The sequence below is a fragment of the Rhizobium sp. 42MFCr.1 genome (assembly GCF_000377185.1).
In the GTDB taxonomy this organism is placed as follows: Bacteria; Pseudomonadota; Alphaproteobacteria; order Rhizobiales; family Rhizobiaceae; genus Rhizobium; species Rhizobium altiplani.
Map to the genome: position 1 here is coordinate 185,094 of NZ_KB897820.1, position 16,703 is coordinate 201,796.

Consider the following 16,703-nt stretch of genomic DNA (forward strand, 5'->3'; position numbering starts at 1 on the left):
GGCCGGCATCCGTCCACGATCGTGCTGTGTTTGGACACAGGAGCCGCTTTCCATGATACGCTACATCCTTCAGCGCCTGCTTGGCATGATCGTTGTGATGTTTCTCGTCGTCACGATTGTCTTCGTGATCGTGCGTGTGACGCCCGGCGACCCCGCCGCAGTCATGCTCGGCCCTGATGCAACAACACAGGACGTTGCCGAATTGCGCGCGCGCCTCGGTCTCGACCAGTCGATCGTTGTTCAATACTTCTTCTATATAGGACAGCTTCTGAAGGGGGATCTTGGCCAGTCGATCTTCCTCAACATGCCGGTGACGTCGGCGCTTCTCGAACGCGCAGAACCGACCTTCTTCCTGACGATCTTCTCGCTCGTGATTGCAAGTGTCGTGGCACTGCCGATCGGCATCTATGCCGCCTACCGACGCGGCTCGTTCATCGATCAGTTGTCGACCACCATCGCCATGCTGGCCGCAAGCATCCCGAGCTTCTGGCTCGGCCTCATTCTCATGCAGTTCTTCGCCGTGCGCCTGAACCTGTTTCCTGTCTCCGGATACGGCGGCCCCGGCGCGTCCTTTCTTGAGCGCATGTACCACCTGACGCTGCCTTCCTTGGCCCTCGGCCTTGTCTCCTCGGCGCTGATCCTGCGCTTCACGCGCGCCTCGATGCTTGATGTGCTCGGCGACGATTACATTCGCACCGCGCGCGCCAAGGGGCTGGTCGAACGCAAGGTTGTCCTCAAGCATGCGCTGAAGAATGCCTTGATCCCGATCCTGACAGTGCTTGGCCTCACTGCCGCCGTGCTGATTTCAGGTGCTGTTGTAACGGAGACCGTGTTTGGCCTTCCGGGGGTCGGCAATCTCGTCGTCTCTGCCGTTCTCAGACGCGACTACCCCGTCATCCAGGGCGCGCTGCTGGTCATTGCCGGCCTCTACGTCCTCATCAATTTCGCAATCGACATGCTCTATCTGCTGGTCGATCCAAGGGTGCGCTACTGATGGCTGATGTCGTAACCACCACCGAGAGACACGCCGCAGCCGAGCGCAGCAAGTTTCTTCGCCGCCTGTTGAGACGCAAGACGGTCGCCGCCGGCATCATCGTGCTCACCATCTTCGTGCTGTTGGCGGCATTGGCGCCCTGGATTGCGCCGTACTCGCCTTCGAAGCTGTCGATCGTCAACCGGCTCAAGCCGCCGAGTGAAATGTTCTGGTTTGGCACCGACGAGTTCGGCCGCGATGTGTTTTCACGCACCATCTATGCCGGGCGGCTGTCGCTGCTGGTCGGCGCCGCCGTTGTCGTGCTCTCCGCGTTGATCGGCGTCACGCTCGGTTTGCTTGCCGGCTTCTTCCAGAAACTCGATACGCCGATCGCCCGCCTGATCGACGCGATGATGTCTTTCCCCGACATTCTCCTGGCTATCGCGCTTGTCGCAGCTCTCGGGCCATCGCTGACGACGGTCATCGTTGCCCTGTCGATCGTCTACTCGCCGCGCCTGGCGCGTATCGTTCGCGCCTCGACCCTGGTCATCCGCGAGCTACCCTATGTGGAGGCGGCGCAGGCGCTCGGCATTTCCACCTTCCATATCATGACGCGACACGTGCTTCGCAATCTTCTGTCGCCGATCCTGGTGCAGGGCACCTTCCTGTTTGCCAGCGCCATGCTGGCCGAAGCCGGACTTTCCTTCCTCGGCCTCGGCGTCAGCCCCGAAATCCCGACCTGGGGAACCATGATCGCAGCCGGCCGTCAATATATCGGCCAGGCCGACTGGATGACCTATTTCCCGGGCTTCGCCATCATCCTCTCCGTACTGTCGCTGCAAATGGTTGGCGACGGTCTCCGGGACATGCTCGATCCAAGACTTCGAAAGGACCTTTAGAATGACCGGTGAAAAAGCGGGCAAGCCGCTCCTCATCACCAATGTGAAGCCTATGGCTTTCGGCGCGGCTTCCCCCTCCAGCAGCACGACGGACATCCTTGTCGGCGCCGACGGCAGGATCTCCGCAATCGGCCCGTCGCTCGCCGCGCCACCAGATGCCGCGCGCGTCGACGCCAAGGGAGCATGGATCTCGCCCGGCTGGGTCGATCTTCACGTCCATATCTGGCATGGCGGCACCGACATTTCGATCCGTCCGTCGGAATGCGGCGCCGAGCGAGGCGTCACGACGCTGGTTGATGCCGGATCAGCGGGGGAAGCCAACTTCCACGGCTTCCGCGAATATATCATCGAGCCGTCGAGAGAGCGCATCAAGGCTTTCCTCAATCTTGGTTCGATCGGCCTTGTCGCCTGCAACCGCGTTGCCGAGCTGCGCGATATCAGAGACATCGACCTCGACCGCATTCTCGAATGCTATGCTGAGAACAGCGAACACATTGTCGGCCTGAAGGTACGGGCGAGCCATGTCATCACCGGTTCCTGGGGTGTCACGCCTGTCAAGCTCGGCAAGAAGATCGCCAAGATCCTCAAGATCCCGATGATGGTCCATGTCGGCGAGCCGCCAGCGCTCTATGATGAAGTGCTTGAGATCCTCGGTCCCGGAGACGTCGTTACCCATTGCTTCAACGGCAAGGCCGGGTCGAGCATCATGGAAGACGAGGACCTCTTCAATCTCGCCGAACGTTGCGCTGGCGAAGGTATTCGCCTCGACATTGGCCATGGCGGCGCATCCTTCTCCTTCAAGGTGGCGGAAGCAGCCATCGCACGCGGCCTTCTGCCGTTCTCCATCTCGACCGACCTGCATGGTCATTCGATGAATTTCCCGGTCTGGGATCTCGCGACCACCATGTCGAAGCTCCTGTCCGTCGGCATGCCCTTCGACAAGGTCGTGGAGGCTGTGACGCACGCACCGGCCTCGGTCATCAAGCTGTCGATGGAAAACCGTCTTTGCGTTGGCGAGAGGGCGGATTTCACCATCTTCGAGCTCATCGATGCCGATCTCGAAGCGACCGACTCCAACGGCGACGTTTCCCGCCTGCAGAAGCTGTTTGAACCGCGATACGCGGTGATCGGATCGGAGGCGATCGCGGCCAGCCGCTATATCCCGCGTGCCCGCAAGCTCGTCCGTCACAGCCACGGCTATTCGTGGCGCTGAGCGGAAGGTCCAAACCGCATGATAGGAGCAGACGTGGACACGTCCCCAGAAAAGGCCGCAGCAGCGGTACCGACACCCTACGAGCGGCTCGCAGCGCTCGGCATTACGCTGCCATCAGCTCCACCGCCCATCGCCAACTTCATTACCCATGTTCGCGAAGGCAACATCCTCTATCTGTCGGGTCAGGGCCCGCGGGAAGCGGACGGTCATCTGCACGCCGGCAAGGTTGGCAGCGAAGTGAGCACGCAAGAAGCCTATCAGCATGCACGGCTTACCGGCATCAACCTGCTGGCCGTCATGCATGACGCGCTCGGCGACCTCTCCCGGGTGAAGCGGGTGGTCAAGCTGCTCGGCATGGTCAACGCCGTGCCGCACTTCGAAAACCATCCGAGCGTCATCAATGGATGCTCGGACCTCCTTATCGAGGTTTTCGGCGAGGCCGGCCAGCATGCTCGCTCCGCCGTTGGCTTCGGCTCCCTGCCAGGCAACATCACTGTCGAGATCGAGGCGATCGTCTCGCTCAACGACTGAGGAGGTCAGGTCAGTGGTTGCGCCATCCCATCAACTTCTCGATCCGCTCCGCCGAAGCTCGCACCTGTTCGGTGTAGTGGCTTTCGTCGGACAGAACCTTCTGTTCGGGCAGGACGATCGAAATGGTGGCAACGCATTGGCCTTCCCGGTCGCAGACCGGCGAAGCGATGCAGGCAACCGCGTAGTCCGACTCGGCGACCTGGATAGACAGTCGTTCCCCGAACGCCTTGCCTGCGGCATCAGAAAGCGTGCGCGCATCGATCTCAGCGCGCCCGGTCGGCGAGGTGCGGGCGCAGCGCTTGAACAATTCTACCCGCTCGTTCTCGGGCAGGTGGCCGACAAGAAGCCTGCCGGACGCCGTCCAGTTCAATGGCACGCGCGTGCCGACACGCGAGGCAACCTGAAAATGGCTTGGGCCGTCCGCCATCGCAAGCACAAGCATGTAATCGCCGTCGCGACCGCAGACCTGCACGGTTTCGCCGGCCTGCCGGCAGAGATCGTGCATCTCGTGCGTGGCAACGCTCATGAAGTCCAGCGACCGGGCATAGGCGAGGCCATAATGATAGAGGCGCGAACCAAGCCAGATCGACCCATCCGAGTTGCGAGCCAGCATGTTCTTTTCGACCAGGTCGTCGATGATAACATAGACGGTGGAAAGCGGAGCCCGGACTGCCTTGGCAATTGCGTAAGCACCCGCTGGAGAACCGGTTTCGTAAAGATAATCAATTACCTGCAAGGCACGGTCAATTCCGCTGACGCGAGAACGCCGCGCGCCTTTTGCGTCGGCCGCCTCGATCGATGCGGCCTCGTAGAGGGGGGCTGCGGATGAGCTCTTGGTGTCCAATTCAACGTTCCTCGTCTGATAACGAGAAGCTATTACATTACTATGGCATAACTGTCGATGGCAATTTGCAACCTGCCGCCACTCTGGAGAAATAGAATGTCCGATGATATCCGCACCAAGATCGGCCTGCGCCCGGTCATCAACGTGTCCGGCACCATGACAAGCCTCGGCGCATCGATCGTTGTGCCGGAAGCGATAGAGGCGATGGCAGCGATCCTGCCGCAGTTCGTCGAGATCAACGACCTGCAACGCAAGGCAAGCAGCGTCATCGCACGGCTGACTGGTGGTGAAGCTGGCTTTGTCACCGCATCGTGCTCGGCCGGCATAAGCCTCGCCGTCGCCGGCGCCATCACCGGCGACAATCTCCTGGCCATCGAGAAATTGCCCGATGTCTCTCTCGAGAAGAACGAAGTCCTCGTGCAGATGGGCCATGTTGTCAGTTACGGCGCGCCGGTTGATCAGGCCATCCGCCTCGCCGGGGGCAAGGTCGTCCTGATTGGGCAGGCAACCTCGACGCATCGTTTCCATATGGAAAATGCCATTACCGAGAAAACGGCGGCAGCCGTCTATGTCGTGTCGCATCATGTTGTCGACTACGGCTTGCTACATCTTGCCGAATTTGTCGAGATCGCCCACGCGAAGGGCGTACCGGTGATCGTAGATGCGGCCTCCGAATACGATCTCAAGCTCTTCCTGGCGCAAGGAGCCGATATCGCGCTTTACTCCGGCCACAAGTTCCTCGGCGGCCCGACCTCCGGCATCGTCGCTGGCAAGAAGGAATTGGTGCGCAGCGCCTTCCTGCAGAACATGGGGATCGGCCGCGGCATGAAAGTCGGCAAGGAAAGCGTCTATGGCGTCATGGCTGCGTTAGAAGCTTGGGAAAAGCGCGATCATGCGGCCATCCGGGAACGTGAGACCGCCTGCCTGAACCTCTGGAAGAACGAACTGGACGATCGCCCGGGCGTGACGGCACTGATCGAGCCCGATCCTACCAACAATCCGCTTGACCGCTTGCGGGTGGTGATATCGCCGACGGAGGCCCACATCACCGCCTGGGATCTCGCTGCCGCTCTGTCGCAAGGCAACCCGCCGGTCATCGTGCGCGACCATGAGGTCGAGCATCAGCATTTCTATCTCGATCCCTGCAACCTGCACCCTGGCCAGGAAGAGATCGTCGCCGTCCGCCTTGCGGAAGAGCTCAACAAGGCTCGTGCCTCGAACGAGATCATCGCCACCCCGTTCGAAAACCGCAGCAAGCATCGTTTTGACGGCATGCTGCGCTGGCCGGACTGAGGACCGACAGGCGACAAACGATAGAAGAAAGGGAACGATCATGAGCGCCACAGAGACAAGCACTGCACGGTCCGTCGATCCGGTTCTGTCTGTCCAGAACCTGACCACCTCGTTTCTGGTGGATGGCGGATTAAAACCCGTCGTGCGGGATGTTTCCTTCTCTGTAGCACCGCAGGAAACGGTCGCGATCGTCGGCGAAAGCGGCTCGGGCAAGAGTGTCACGTCGCTTTCGATCATGCGGCTCCTGCAGCCGGATTCGAGCCGCATCGAGGGCAAAATCATGCTGGGCGGCCGCGACCTGCTGTCACTTTCAGAAAATGAGATGCGAAAGGTCCGCGGCAACGACGTCTCGATGATCTTTCAGGAACCGATGACGAGCCTCAATCCGCTCTTTACCATTGGCGACCAGATCTCGGAGGCATTGCTGTGCCACCAGGCGATGTCGAAGGCCGAGGCGAAGGCGGAGACGATCCGGTTGCTGGAAAAGGTCCGCATCCCGTCCGCCGCATCTCGTTTCGATGAATACCCGCATCGCTTCTCCGGCGGCATGCGCCAGCGTGTGATGATCGCCATGGCTCTGGCTTCGAAGCCAAAGCTCTTGATCGCCGACGAACCGACGACGGCACTCGACGTAACGATCCAGGGGCAGATCCTCGATCTCATCAAGATGCTGCAGGACGAGCAGGGGACCTCGGTCCTGTTCATCACTCACGACATGGGCGTCGTTGCCGAAATTGCCGACCGCACAGTCGTCATGTATCGCGGTGAGCAGGTGGAGACCGGTGCCACAGCCGACATCTTCCACCGCGGAAAGCATCCCTACACCCGCGCCCTGCTGTCAGCCGTCCCGGTGCTTGGATCAATGCAGGCCTATGCCCGGCCATTGCGCTTTCCTGTTGTCAACACCGCAACCGGTGAAACGGACAAACAGGTCGAAGTGCCTGACACCGTATCCAAGGACAAGCCGATCCTTGAGGTGAAGGGGCTCACCAAGCGGTTCGACATCCACTCGGGGCTGTTTGGACGACTGAGCGGTCGCGTGCATGCTGTCGAGAACGTTTCCTTCGACCTTTTCGCCGGCGAGACGCTGTCACTGGTCGGCGAATCCGGTTGTGGCAAATCGACCACAGGGCGCGCCATCATGCGGCTGATCGAACCGGATTCTGGATCCGTGCTGGTCGCAGGACGCGACGTGCTCGCTCTCGACAAGCGCGGGATGCGCGATATGCGCAAGTCTGTGCAGATGATCTTTCAGGACCCGTTTGCATCGCTCAACCCACGCATGACCGTCGGTCAGGCGATTGCCGAACCCTACCTCGAGCACAAGATGGGCACAGCAAGAGAGGCAAAGGACGTTGTCGCTGACATGCTCCTGAAGGTCGGGCTGACACCCGATATGGCACGGCGCTACCCGCATGAATTCTCTGGCGGCCAGCGACAGCGCGTCTGTATCGCCCGAGCCCTGGCACTTAAACCCAGGGTCATCGTCGCTGATGAAAGTGTCTCGGCACTCGACGTGTCCATCAAAGCGCAGGTCATCAACCTGATGCTCGATCTGCAGCACAACCTCGATCTCGCCTTCCTGTTCATTTCGCATGATATGGCGGTCGTCGAACGCGTCAGCCACCGTGTGGCGGTCATGTATCTTGGGGAGATCGTCGAAATCGGGCCGCGCGCGGCAGTCTTCGGCAACCCGCAACATGACTACACCAAGAAACTCATGGCCGCGGTTCCGGTGCCGGATCCGGACCGTCGCCGCCAGAAACGAATGGCTGTCGTCGAGGAGCTGAAGAGCCCGATCCGGCCTGTCGAATACGAGGCTGGACGGCGCGAATATCGAACCGTTTCGCCAGGACATCTCGTGATAAACTGACGGTTCTCCCGCCAATGGGCATGGACGACCCCTTGCCTCTCGCCTGGCCGGACAGGGATGCCGGGCACCATCTCGTCCTCGTCGCTGTCGACCTTCGCCATCCGGCGTGGTCAGGACGTCATGTCGCGGCGCCAGCCAGAGCCGGTATGGGCGACGTTGCGCGTCTGCGCAGCATTTACTCGCCGTGCCGGTAGCGGTGTTATGATTTCCTGGCGCGAATAGACTTTCGCCAAAGCAGTTCGGCCCTCAACCTGATGGACTGAACGTCGCCTTGGCCGTCCTCCCGCTCGAACTTGGTCAACCATTCGACGGCCTTTGAAGCGATTTCGGCGACCGGCTGTGCGAATGTCGTCAGTTCGTAGGATGACCAGGACGCCTGCTCGATATCGTCGAAGCCGGCGACGCAGAGTTCGTCCGGAATGGATATGCCGAACTGGTGGCGTGCCGCATCCATGAAACCGCAGGCCAGAAGGTCGGTGGCGCAGAAGACGGCGTCGGGCCGCTCCTTGGCCGTCAGCAGGCGATGGGCGAGAACGCGCCCGGCCTCATAGCCCGTCCAGCCGTGACGTTCGACGATGACATCCATTCCAAGCGCCCGCGCGCCGGCAACGAATCCGCGCTCGCGCCCCATGAGACTAGGCGTCCCCGCTTCGGAATTGGCAAAGGCAAGCCGGCGGCAGCCGGCCCGCACAAAGGCGGTCAGGATGCGTCCGCCGGCCTCGTCGTCGTCGAGATTGATCCGGAGCGGGCCAGGCTGATCGTCGTCGCGGTTGATCAGCACCAGGCGCTGGCCATTGCGCAGACAAAGCTGCGTTATCGACTTGTCGGGAAGCCCGGAAAGAATGACCGATGCATCGGCGCGATAACGGATGGCCTGTTGCAGCGCCCGGTCGACGCTGCCGTCGGAGCGATCCGTGTTGATGAACATCGCTACCTTGCCGGCATTCTGCAGCTGCAGCGTCAGCTCCCTGAGCAGCGCCGACCGGTACGGCGTCGCGACCTCGGAAACGATAAGGCAGACGATGCCGCTTTCGTTGCGCATCAGGCCTCGGGCAAGATGGTTGACGTGGTAGCCGAGCTCCTCCGCCGCCCGCAGCACCCGTTCGCGCGTCTCTGCCGAAACGCTCGCTCCCGGGGTAAAGGTTCGCGAGACGGCGGAACGCGATACGCCGGCCCTTTCGGCGACTTCCTGTGCACTAACGAAAATTTTGGACCGCACCTTTCCCTCCCGCACGGTCTTTTCTTAGCCGTTTGTTGCACGTGCGTGCAAGCGGTCTTGCACGAGACTTTTATGACAGTTTTGCGAAAAACGAGTTGACAGTTATTTTGCCCGTATGCAAGCTCTGCACACGCTTGCAAGAGCGAGCGGCGTGGAGGCGCCGTCACAACCAGGAGGAAATCATGCGACCGGTCAAGTTGGCCGCGGCATTGCTTGCCGCGGGTGTATCCTTTGTTGCCTTTTCGGCTCATGCCGCCGGCGATCTCAATGTCATCTGCTCGGCGGATTCGCAGGTCTGCGACCTGATGAAGGGTCTGTTCGAGAAGCAGACCGACATAAAGGTGAACATGGTTCGCCTGTCGGCTGGCGAGACCTATGCGAAGATCCGTGCCGAGGCACGCAACCCGAAGACGGATATCTGGTGGGCCGGCACCGGCGATCCCCATCTTCAGGCAGCCGCCGAAGGCCTGACCCAGGAATACAAGTCGCCGCTTTTCGATCAGCTCCAGGACTGGGCCAAGAAACAGGCCGAGAGCGCCAAGTTCCGCACCGTCGGCGTTTATGCCGGCGCGCTCGGCTGGGGCTACAACTCCGAAATCCTTGCCAAGAAGGGGCTGAAGGAGCCGAAATGCTGGGCTGACCTGCTCGATGTGAGCTACAAGGGTGAGATCCAGATCGCCAATCCGAATTCGTCCGGCACCTCCTATAACACGCTTGCCACGCTGGTGCAGATCATGGGCGAGGACAAGGCTTTCGATTATCTCTCGAAGCTGAACGCCAATGTTTCTCAATACACCAAGTCCGGTTCGGCGCCGGTAAAGGCGGCCGCGCGCGGCGAATCCACCATCGGTATCGTCTTCATGCACGACGCTGTCGCCCAGACCGTCGAGGGATTCCCGGTCAAGGCCGTCGCGCCATGCGAAGGCACGGGCTACGAAATCGGTTCGATGTCGATCGTCAAGGGCGCCAAGAACCTTGAGAACGCCAAGAAATGGTACGATTGGGCGCTTTCCGCCGAAGCGCAGTCGCACATGAAGGAAGCGAAGTCCTATCAGCTTCCGTCCAACAAATCCGCCGAGGTGCCGAAGGAGGCGCCGAAGTTCGAGGACATCAAGCTCATCGATTACGATTTCGCGAAATACGGCGATCCCGATGTACGCAAGGCGCTTCTTGCTCGCTGGGACAAGGAGATCGGCGCCAAGGCGAACTGAACCTGACTTCGCCCGTGCCCCGGGCCGGACTATGTTCGGCCCGAAGGCACAACTGAAACCGGATGAAGACGCGGACCCGACCATGACACATAGCAATCGACGGCTCGATGTCGCTCTTCTTCTCGGCCTTGCTGCCTTCGTTCTCCTTCCGTGGTACCGGATCGAAGGTGGCTTTTACAGCTTCGGCTGGCTTTCCGGCTTTCCAGCTGACCCTGCCGCCGCGCCTGGCGTTTTGCAGATATTGATGCACGGACGCTGGTGGCTTGCCGGCGCCCTTGCGTTCCTGTTGGCGGGCGGCTCGGCGCGCCTGATGACCGATCCGATCCGCCGCGGTCGGCTGCTTGCCTTGGCAGGTGGCCTCGGCTTTGTCTTCCTGGCGCTGCAGGGATTGGCAATTACCTTCTCCGGCTGGAGCTGGACGATCAGCGAAGTACTTTTCGGTACGCTCAAAGATGGGCAGCCCTCGATGGGTGCTGGCGCCATCCTTGCCGGCATCGTTTTCGTGCTTCTCTTCTCCTTCGGGCTTGCCGAACGCGGCGTCATGAAAGGTGATGCCTTCCTTGTCGGCGCCATCGTCATGTTGATCGTGCTGGTTGCAATCTTTGTCTTCTACCCGGTAGGCAGCATGTTCGTCGGCGCCTTTCAGGCCTTCGACGGGTCCTTTGATCCGAGCGGGTTCGTGACCAATATTCAGGACTCGTCCGTCTGGAGTCTCGACTGCCTGGTTGGTGGCGACCGCTGCGGCGTCGCCTGGCGCACGCTCTGGCTCGCGATCCTGACGGCCAGCGGCGCAACGCTCCTCGGCCTCTGCTTTGCGCTGGTTGCGACGCGCACGCGATTTCCCTTCAAGAAGGGGTTAAGGTTGCTGACGATCTTGCCGATCATCACGCCGCCCTTCGTCGTCGGTCTGGCGCTGACGCTGCTCTTCGGGCGTGCCGGCGTCGTCACCCAAACGGTGGCAACTCTTCTTGGCGCGGAACCGGGCCGCTGGCTCTATGGACTGACCGGCATCTGGATCGCCCAGGTTCTTTCCTTCACGCCGATCTCTTTCCTCGTGCTTATCGGCGTGGTGGAAGGCGTCAGCCCCTCGATGGAGGAGGCGTCTCAAACCTTGCGTGCCGACCGCTGGCGCACCTTCTGGCGGGTGTCGCTGCCGCTGATGAAGCCCGGTCTCGCCAATGCGTTTCTGATCGCCTTCATCGAGAGCATGGCGGATTTCGGCAATCCGATGGTACTTGGTGGCAGCCATGGCGTGCTGTCGACGGAGATCTTCTTCGCCGTCGTCGGCTCGCAGAACGATCCGTCACGGGCCGCCGTCCTTGCGATGATCCTGCTTCTCTTCACCATGTCGGCCTTCATCGCGCAACGCTTCTGGCTCGCCGGCAAGAGTTTCGCGACTGTGACGGGCAAGGGGGATTCGGGCGCCCATATCGCCCTGCCGCGCGGACTTTCGATCGGCGTGCATGCGATCGTCATTCCATGGATGATCTTCACCATCGTCGTCTACGCGATGATCCTCTTCGGCGGCTTTGTCCGCACCTGGGGCCTCGACAACACGCTTACCGTCGAGCACTACGTGAAGGCCTTCTCGATTGGCTGGCGCGACGATGGCGGCATTGCCTGGACGGGCGTCGCCTGGAACTCCTTCTGGACGACAATGGAGATCGCCCTGATTTCCGCGCCGCTGACAGCAGCCGTCGGCCTCTTGACTGCCTATCTGATCGTTCGTCAGCGGTTCGTCGGCCGCAACCTCTTCGAATTTGCGCTGATGATGAGCTTTGCCATTCCCGGCACCGTTATCGGCATCAGCTACATCATGGCCTTCAACTTGCCGCCGCTCGAAATGACCGGCACGGCGCTGATCCTCGTCGCCTGCTTCGTCTTCCGCAACATGCCGGTCGGCGTGCGCGGGGGCGTGGCGGCCATGAGCCAGCTCGACAAGAGCCTCGACGAGGCGTCGCTGACACTGCGCGCCGACAGCTTCCGCACCATCCGCAGGGTCATCCTGCCGCTGCTTCGGCCAGCAATCACCGCAGCACTCGTCTATTCCTTCGTCCGTGCCATCACTTCGATCAGCGCGGTCATCTTTCTGGTCAGCGCGAAGTACAACATGTCCACCGCCTATATTGTCGGCCTTGTCGAGAACGGCGAATACGGCGTGGCGATCGCCTATTCCTCGGCGCTTATCCTGGTGATGATCGTCATCATCGCCGGCTTCCAGCTTCTCGTCGGCGAGCGCCGGCTGCGGCGCGAAAACCGCGTCGCGCTTGCCGGTAAAGCCGCTTCCGCGCCTCTTGGTCAGGAGAAAACCGCATGAGCAACACCGCCGCCGGTTCCGTCGTCTTCGAAAATGTCCGCAAGACCTTCGGTGCCTTCACAGCGATCCCCGATCTTTCGCTGACCATCGAGCCGGGTACGCTCGTCACGCTGCTCGGTCCATCGGGCTGCGGCAAGACGACGACGCTGCGCATGCTGGCCGGACTGGAACATCCCTCGGCCGGCCGGATCCTGATCGGCGGCAAGGATGTCACGGCCCTTCCGGCTAACGAGCGCGACGTCTCGATGGTGTTCCAGTCCTACGCGCTGTTTCCGCACATGACGGCGCTCGATAATGTCGCCTATGGCCTCGAGTCCTCCCGCATTCGCCGCAAGGAGGCCCGCGAGCGGGCGGAGGAGGGGCTGAAGCTGGTTGGTCTCGCCGGCATGGGCCAGCGCCTGCCGGCCGAGCTTTCCGGTGGCCAGCAACAGCGTGTCGCCGTCGCCCGCGCCCTGGTGCTGGAGCCACAGGTCCTGCTGCTCGACGAGCCGCTTTCCAATCTCGACGCCCGCCTCCGGCGGCGGGTGCGCACGGAGATCCGCGATCTTCAGCAGCGTCTCGGCTTCACCGCGGTCTATGTCACGCATGACCAGGACGAAGCCCTTGCCGTTTCCGACCGCATCATTGTCATGAAGGATGGCCAGATCGCACAGGCAGGTGCGCCGTGCGACCTCTATGACGCGCCGGCCTCCGCCTTCATCGCCGACTTCATGGGAGAGGCCAACGTGCTGCCCTGCGACATCGTCGGCGTCGAGGGCGACAGCGCGACGATCAGCGTCGAGGGGCTGCAGCATCGGGTTGCTGGCCGCAACATCCGCACCGGACCGGCGCAGCTCGCCATTCGTCCGAACGCCATCACCCTTGCGCCGCGTACCTCCGATGGATCGTTCAATGGCGAGATCACCCATGCCGCCTATCTTGGCGACCGTGTCGAATACGAGGTCAAGACGAGCAACGGTACGCTTTTCGTCGTCGACCCGGCTGTCGAACAGGCGCTCGCGCCGCGAACGGAAGTGACGATCGGCTTCAAGAGCCGTGGCATCGCCATTATCGGTTGACTCCAAACCCGCTTTGACAAGAAGGATATTAGTTCATGACGTCGCATGTCATCTCCGGTCTCGAAGCCCGTCTCGCGCTTGCTGAGGCGGTTGCCCGTGAGGCAGGCGAAGTGGCGCTCGATTATTTCAGGAAGCGCGAAACCCTCGTCATCGAGACCAAGCGCGACCCTCAGGACGTCGTTTCGATCGCCGATCGCGAAGTCGAGAACCTGATCCGCGCCCGCTTTCATGAAGCCTATCCGGGCGACGGTGTCCTCGGCGAGGAGTATGGGCTCGAACATGGCTCCTCGGGCTTCACCTGGGTTGTCGATCCGATTGACGGCACAAGCCCATTCGTCAACGGCATGCCGAACTGGTGTGTTTCGATCGGCCTTCTGCACGGCGACGTTCCCGTGCTTGGCGTCATTTCCGCGCCCTGCCACGGCGAACTCTATACCGCAGCACTTGGCATGGGTGCGACGCTCAATGGCAAGACGCTGACGCTCGACCCCTCGCGCAACATTCGCAACGCGGTGACGGGAATCGGTGCCAACAACTACGTCTCGCCGGCTTTCGTCGGGAAGATGGTCGAAAGCCTGCTGGACGCCGGCGGAAATTTCATCCGCAACGGCTCCGGCGCGCTGATGCTCGCCTATGTCGCGGCGGGCCGGCTGGTTGGCTATTACGAGCCCTACATGCATGCCTGGGACTGCATGGCCGGCTATTGCCTCGTGAAAGAAGCGGGCGGCTGGTACCACCCCTTCCCGACACAGGGCGAGACGCTCACGAAAGGCGCGCCGGTGCTTGCCGCCGCGCCAGGCGCGATCGAGGATTTGAGGAGTATCGCCGGCCTTTGAGGCGATCTTCGCTCCGGTGCTCGACAGATTGCGAAAGCGTCCTAGTTCTCTTCGATTGCACAGCTTTGCATCGGGAGTTCGCCGCTTTCGGGAAAAGACAGAAGAGGATTTCCGGAACGATCGAGGAGGATCGTCCGGAAAAGGTCGCAGACGATCGCCAAAACCACAGGGAGGAATTATGTCCAAACGTCTACTTTTCGTTTCCGTCGCAGCCGCGGCCCTTTCGGCCGGTGCCCAGCACGCCTTTGCGGTGACCGAACTGCAATGGTGGCATGCCATGGCAGGCGCCAATAACGAGGTCGTCGAAAAGCTGTCCAAGGAGTTCAACGAGAGCCAGAGCGAGTACAAGATCGTCCCGGTGTTCAAGGGCACCTATCCGGAAGCCCTGAACGCCGGCATCGCCGCCTTCCGCGCCAAGCAGCCACCGGCAATCCTGCAGGTCTTTGACGCCGGCAGCGGCGTCATGATGGGAGCAGAGGGCGCCGTCATGCCGGCTGCCCAGGTGCTGGAGAAGGGCGGCTACAAGTTCGACAAGTCTGAATATCTGCCCGGCATCGTCGCCTATTACTCGAAGCCGGACGGCACGATGCTGTCCTTCCCCTACAACTCCTCTTCGCCGATCCTTTACTACAACAAGGATGTCTTCAAGAAGGCCGGCCTCGATCCGGAGACGCCGCCGAAAACCTGGCCTGATGTCTTCGAGGCAGCCAAGAAGATCAAGGCGAGTGGCGCAGCCCCCTGCGGCCTAACATCGACGTGGCTGACCTGGATCCAGACGGAAAACTTTGCCGCCTGGAACAACGTCGCCTACGGCACCAACGAAAACGGGCTTGGCGGCACGGATGTGAAGCTCGAATTCAACTCGCCACTGTTCGTCCAGCATTTCCAGGCGATCGCCGATCTCGCCAAGGACGGCACCTTCCGATACGGCGGCAGGACCTCGGAGGCAAAGCAACTCTTCACCTCCGGCGAATGCGCCATCATGACGGAATCCTCGGGTGGCCTCGGCGACATCGTCAAGTCGGGGATGAACTACGGCATCGGTCAACTGCCCTATTATGATGGCGAAGGGCGGCCGCAGAATACGATCCCCGGCGGCGCGAGCCTCTGGGTCTTCGCCGGCAAGTCGGATGCGGAATACAAGGGCATCGCCGAGTTCTTCCATTTCCTCTCCCAGACCAAGATCCAGGCGCGACTGCATCAGGTTTCGGGCTACATGCCGGTCACCATGGCGGCCTACGAGGACACGAAGAAGTCCGGCTTCTATGACAAGAACCCTGCTCGCGAAACGCCGATCCTGCAGATGATGGGCAAGGCGCCCACCGAAAATTCCAAGGGCGTTCGTCTCGTCAACCTGCCTCAGGTCCGCGACATCATGAACGAGGAATTCGAGGCGATGCTCGCCGGCAAGCAGGACGCCAAAGCGGCGCTTGACAAGGCGGTCGAGCGAGGCAATGCGGCGATCCAGCAAGCCCTGGGCAACTAACAGACGCCACCTGCCGCCCGTGGTCGAAGCCGCGGGCGGTTACTACCGTTTGTCAGGAGCCTCATTTGCAGCGTGTTGTTTTTCCAAACAAGATCCTTCCCTATCTCCTGGTCGCGCCTCAGATCGTGCTTACCGTGGTCTTCTTCTTCTGGCCGGCAAGCCAGGCGCTCTACCAGTCGACGCAGCGCGAGGATCCCTTCGGACTCAAGAGCGGTTTTGTCGGCCTCGCCAATTTCCGGGCGGTTCTCTCTGACGAGAACTATCTGAACTCGCTGCAGGTAACTGTTGTCTTCAGCATCGCGACGGCGTTGCTGTCCATGGTCCTGGCGCTGGCGCTTGCGACCGCCGCCGACAAGGTGGTGCGCGGGCAGGGCTTGTATCGGACGCTGCTGATCTGGCCCTATGCCGTCGCGCCCGCCGTTGCCGGCATGCTCTGGCTCTTCATGTTCAATCCCGCCATGGGCACCTTTGCCTATCTGCTGCGCCGGAACGGCTTCGGCTGGGATCCACTGCTGAACGGCAACCAGGCCATGCTGCTGGTGATTGTCGCAGCCGCCTGGAAGCAGATCAGCTATAATTTCCTCTTTTTCGTCGCCGGGCTGCAGGCAATCCCGAAATCGCTGATCGAGGCGGCGGCGATCGACGGTGCGCGCGGCAGCCGGCGCTTCTGGACGATCGTCTTCCCGCTCTTGGCGCCGACCACCTTCTTCCTGCTTGTGGTCAATACCGTTTACGCCTTCTTCGACACTTTCGGCATCATCCACGCGGTTACCGGAGGCGGTCCGGCACGGGCGACCGAAACGCTGGTCTACAAGGTCTTCAACGATGGCTTCGTCAATCTCAACCTCGGCTCCTCGGCGGCACAATCGGTCATCCTGATGGCAATCGTGATTGCCTTGACCGCCTTCCAGTTCCGCTTCGTGGAACGCCGCGTTCATTATGGGTGAGGC

General features: G+C 61.2%; 14 protein-coding genes. 12 read left to right on the forward strand and 2 right to left on the reverse strand.

Annotation, left to right across the window (positions count from 1 at the left end):
* The first annotated feature begins 52 nt into the window (after positions 1 to 52).
* The 4 genes from C934_RS0104885 to C934_RS0104900 are packed head-to-tail and all read left to right on the forward strand — an operon-like array spanning position 53 to position 3,616.
* Complete coding sequence (locus C934_RS0104885; protein ID WP_018855584.1) at positions 53 to 994, forward strand: ABC transporter permease; 942 nt, start codon at positions 53 to 55, stop codon at positions 992 to 994.
* Positions 994 to 1,872: an ABC transporter permease gene (locus C934_RS0104890; RefSeq protein WP_018855585.1), complete on the forward strand. Its 879-nt coding sequence runs from the start codon at positions 994 to 996 to the stop codon at positions 1,870 to 1,872. The genes C934_RS0104885 and C934_RS0104890 overlap by 1 nt, the downstream gene beginning before the upstream one ends.
* 1 nt (position 1,873) lies before the next feature.
* Positions 1,874 to 3,085 (forward strand): amidohydrolase/deacetylase family metallohydrolase, encoded by a 1,212-nt coding sequence (locus C934_RS0104895; protein ID WP_018855586.1) that lies wholly within the window; start codon positions 1,874 to 1,876, stop codon positions 3,083 to 3,085.
* Between the two features lie 18 nt (positions 3,086 to 3,103).
* A complete protein-coding gene (locus tag C934_RS0104900; RefSeq protein WP_026371560.1) occupies positions 3,104 to 3,616 on the forward strand; it encodes a RidA family protein in 513 nt (170 codons plus the stop codon).
* Between the two features lie 10 nt (positions 3,617 to 3,626).
* Here the strand turns inward: C934_RS0104900 and C934_RS0104905 are convergent, their stop codons facing one another.
* Positions 3,627 to 4,460: an IclR family transcriptional regulator domain-containing protein gene (locus C934_RS0104905; protein WP_018855588.1), complete on the reverse strand. Its 834-nt coding sequence runs from the start codon at positions 4,458 to 4,460 to the stop codon at positions 3,627 to 3,629.
* A 96-nt stretch (positions 4,461 to 4,556) separates the two neighbouring features.
* Here C934_RS0104905 and C934_RS0104910 point away from each other — a divergent pair, with 96 nt between their 5' ends.
* Both C934_RS0104910 and C934_RS0104915 read left to right on the forward strand, forming a co-directional pair.
* Complete coding sequence (locus tag C934_RS0104910) at positions 4,557 to 5,753, forward strand: aminotransferase class V-fold PLP-dependent enzyme (protein WP_018855589.1); 1,197 nt, start codon at positions 4,557 to 4,559, stop codon at positions 5,751 to 5,753.
* Between the two features lie 40 nt (positions 5,754 to 5,793).
* Positions 5,794 to 7,626 (forward strand): ABC transporter ATP-binding protein, encoded by a 1,833-nt coding sequence (locus tag C934_RS0104915; RefSeq protein WP_018855590.1) that lies wholly within the window; start codon positions 5,794 to 5,796, stop codon positions 7,624 to 7,626.
* 199 nt (positions 7,627 to 7,825) lie between these two features.
* Here C934_RS0104915 and C934_RS0104920 read toward each other — a convergent pair whose 3' ends face one another.
* A complete protein-coding gene (locus C934_RS0104920; protein WP_018855591.1) occupies positions 7,826 to 8,845 on the reverse strand; it encodes a LacI family DNA-binding transcriptional regulator in 1,020 nt (339 codons plus the stop codon).
* Between the two features lie 182 nt (positions 8,846 to 9,027).
* Here C934_RS0104920 and C934_RS0104925 point away from each other — a divergent pair, with 182 nt between their 5' ends.
* From C934_RS0104925 to ugpA, 6 genes are all read left to right on the forward strand, one after another.
* The gene (locus C934_RS0104925; protein ID WP_018855592.1) at positions 9,028 to 10,056 is read left to right on the forward strand and encodes an ABC transporter substrate-binding protein; all 1,029 of its coding nucleotides are present in this window, start codon (positions 9,028 to 9,030) and stop codon (positions 10,054 to 10,056) included.
* Between the two features lie 82 nt (positions 10,057 to 10,138).
* Positions 10,139 to 12,373, forward strand: coding sequence for an ABC transporter permease (locus tag C934_RS0104930; protein ID WP_026371561.1), 2,235 nt, complete (start codon positions 10,139 to 10,141; stop codon positions 12,371 to 12,373).
* Positions 12,370 to 13,431, forward strand: coding sequence for an ABC transporter ATP-binding protein (locus tag C934_RS0104935; RefSeq protein ID WP_018855594.1), 1,062 nt, complete (start codon positions 12,370 to 12,372; stop codon positions 13,429 to 13,431). Before C934_RS0104930 ends, C934_RS0104935 begins: the two co-directional genes overlap by 4 nt.
* Positions 13,432 to 13,466: 35 nt before the next feature.
* Entirely contained in the window at positions 13,467 to 14,267 is an 801-nt protein-coding gene (locus C934_RS0104940; protein ID WP_018855595.1) for an inositol monophosphatase family protein, read from the forward strand.
* 178 nt (positions 14,268 to 14,445) lie between these two features.
* Positions 14,446 to 15,753: a sn-glycerol-3-phosphate ABC transporter substrate-binding protein UgpB gene (gene ugpB, locus C934_RS0104950; protein ID WP_018855597.1), complete on the forward strand. Its 1,308-nt coding sequence runs from the start codon at positions 14,446 to 14,448 to the stop codon at positions 15,751 to 15,753.
* Positions 15,754 to 15,818: 65 nt separating this feature from the next.
* Positions 15,819 to 16,700 (forward strand): sn-glycerol-3-phosphate ABC transporter permease UgpA, encoded by an 882-nt coding sequence (gene ugpA, locus C934_RS0104955; RefSeq protein WP_018855598.1) that lies wholly within the window; start codon positions 15,819 to 15,821, stop codon positions 16,698 to 16,700.
* The last annotated feature ends 3 nt before the right edge of the window (positions 16,701 to 16,703 follow it).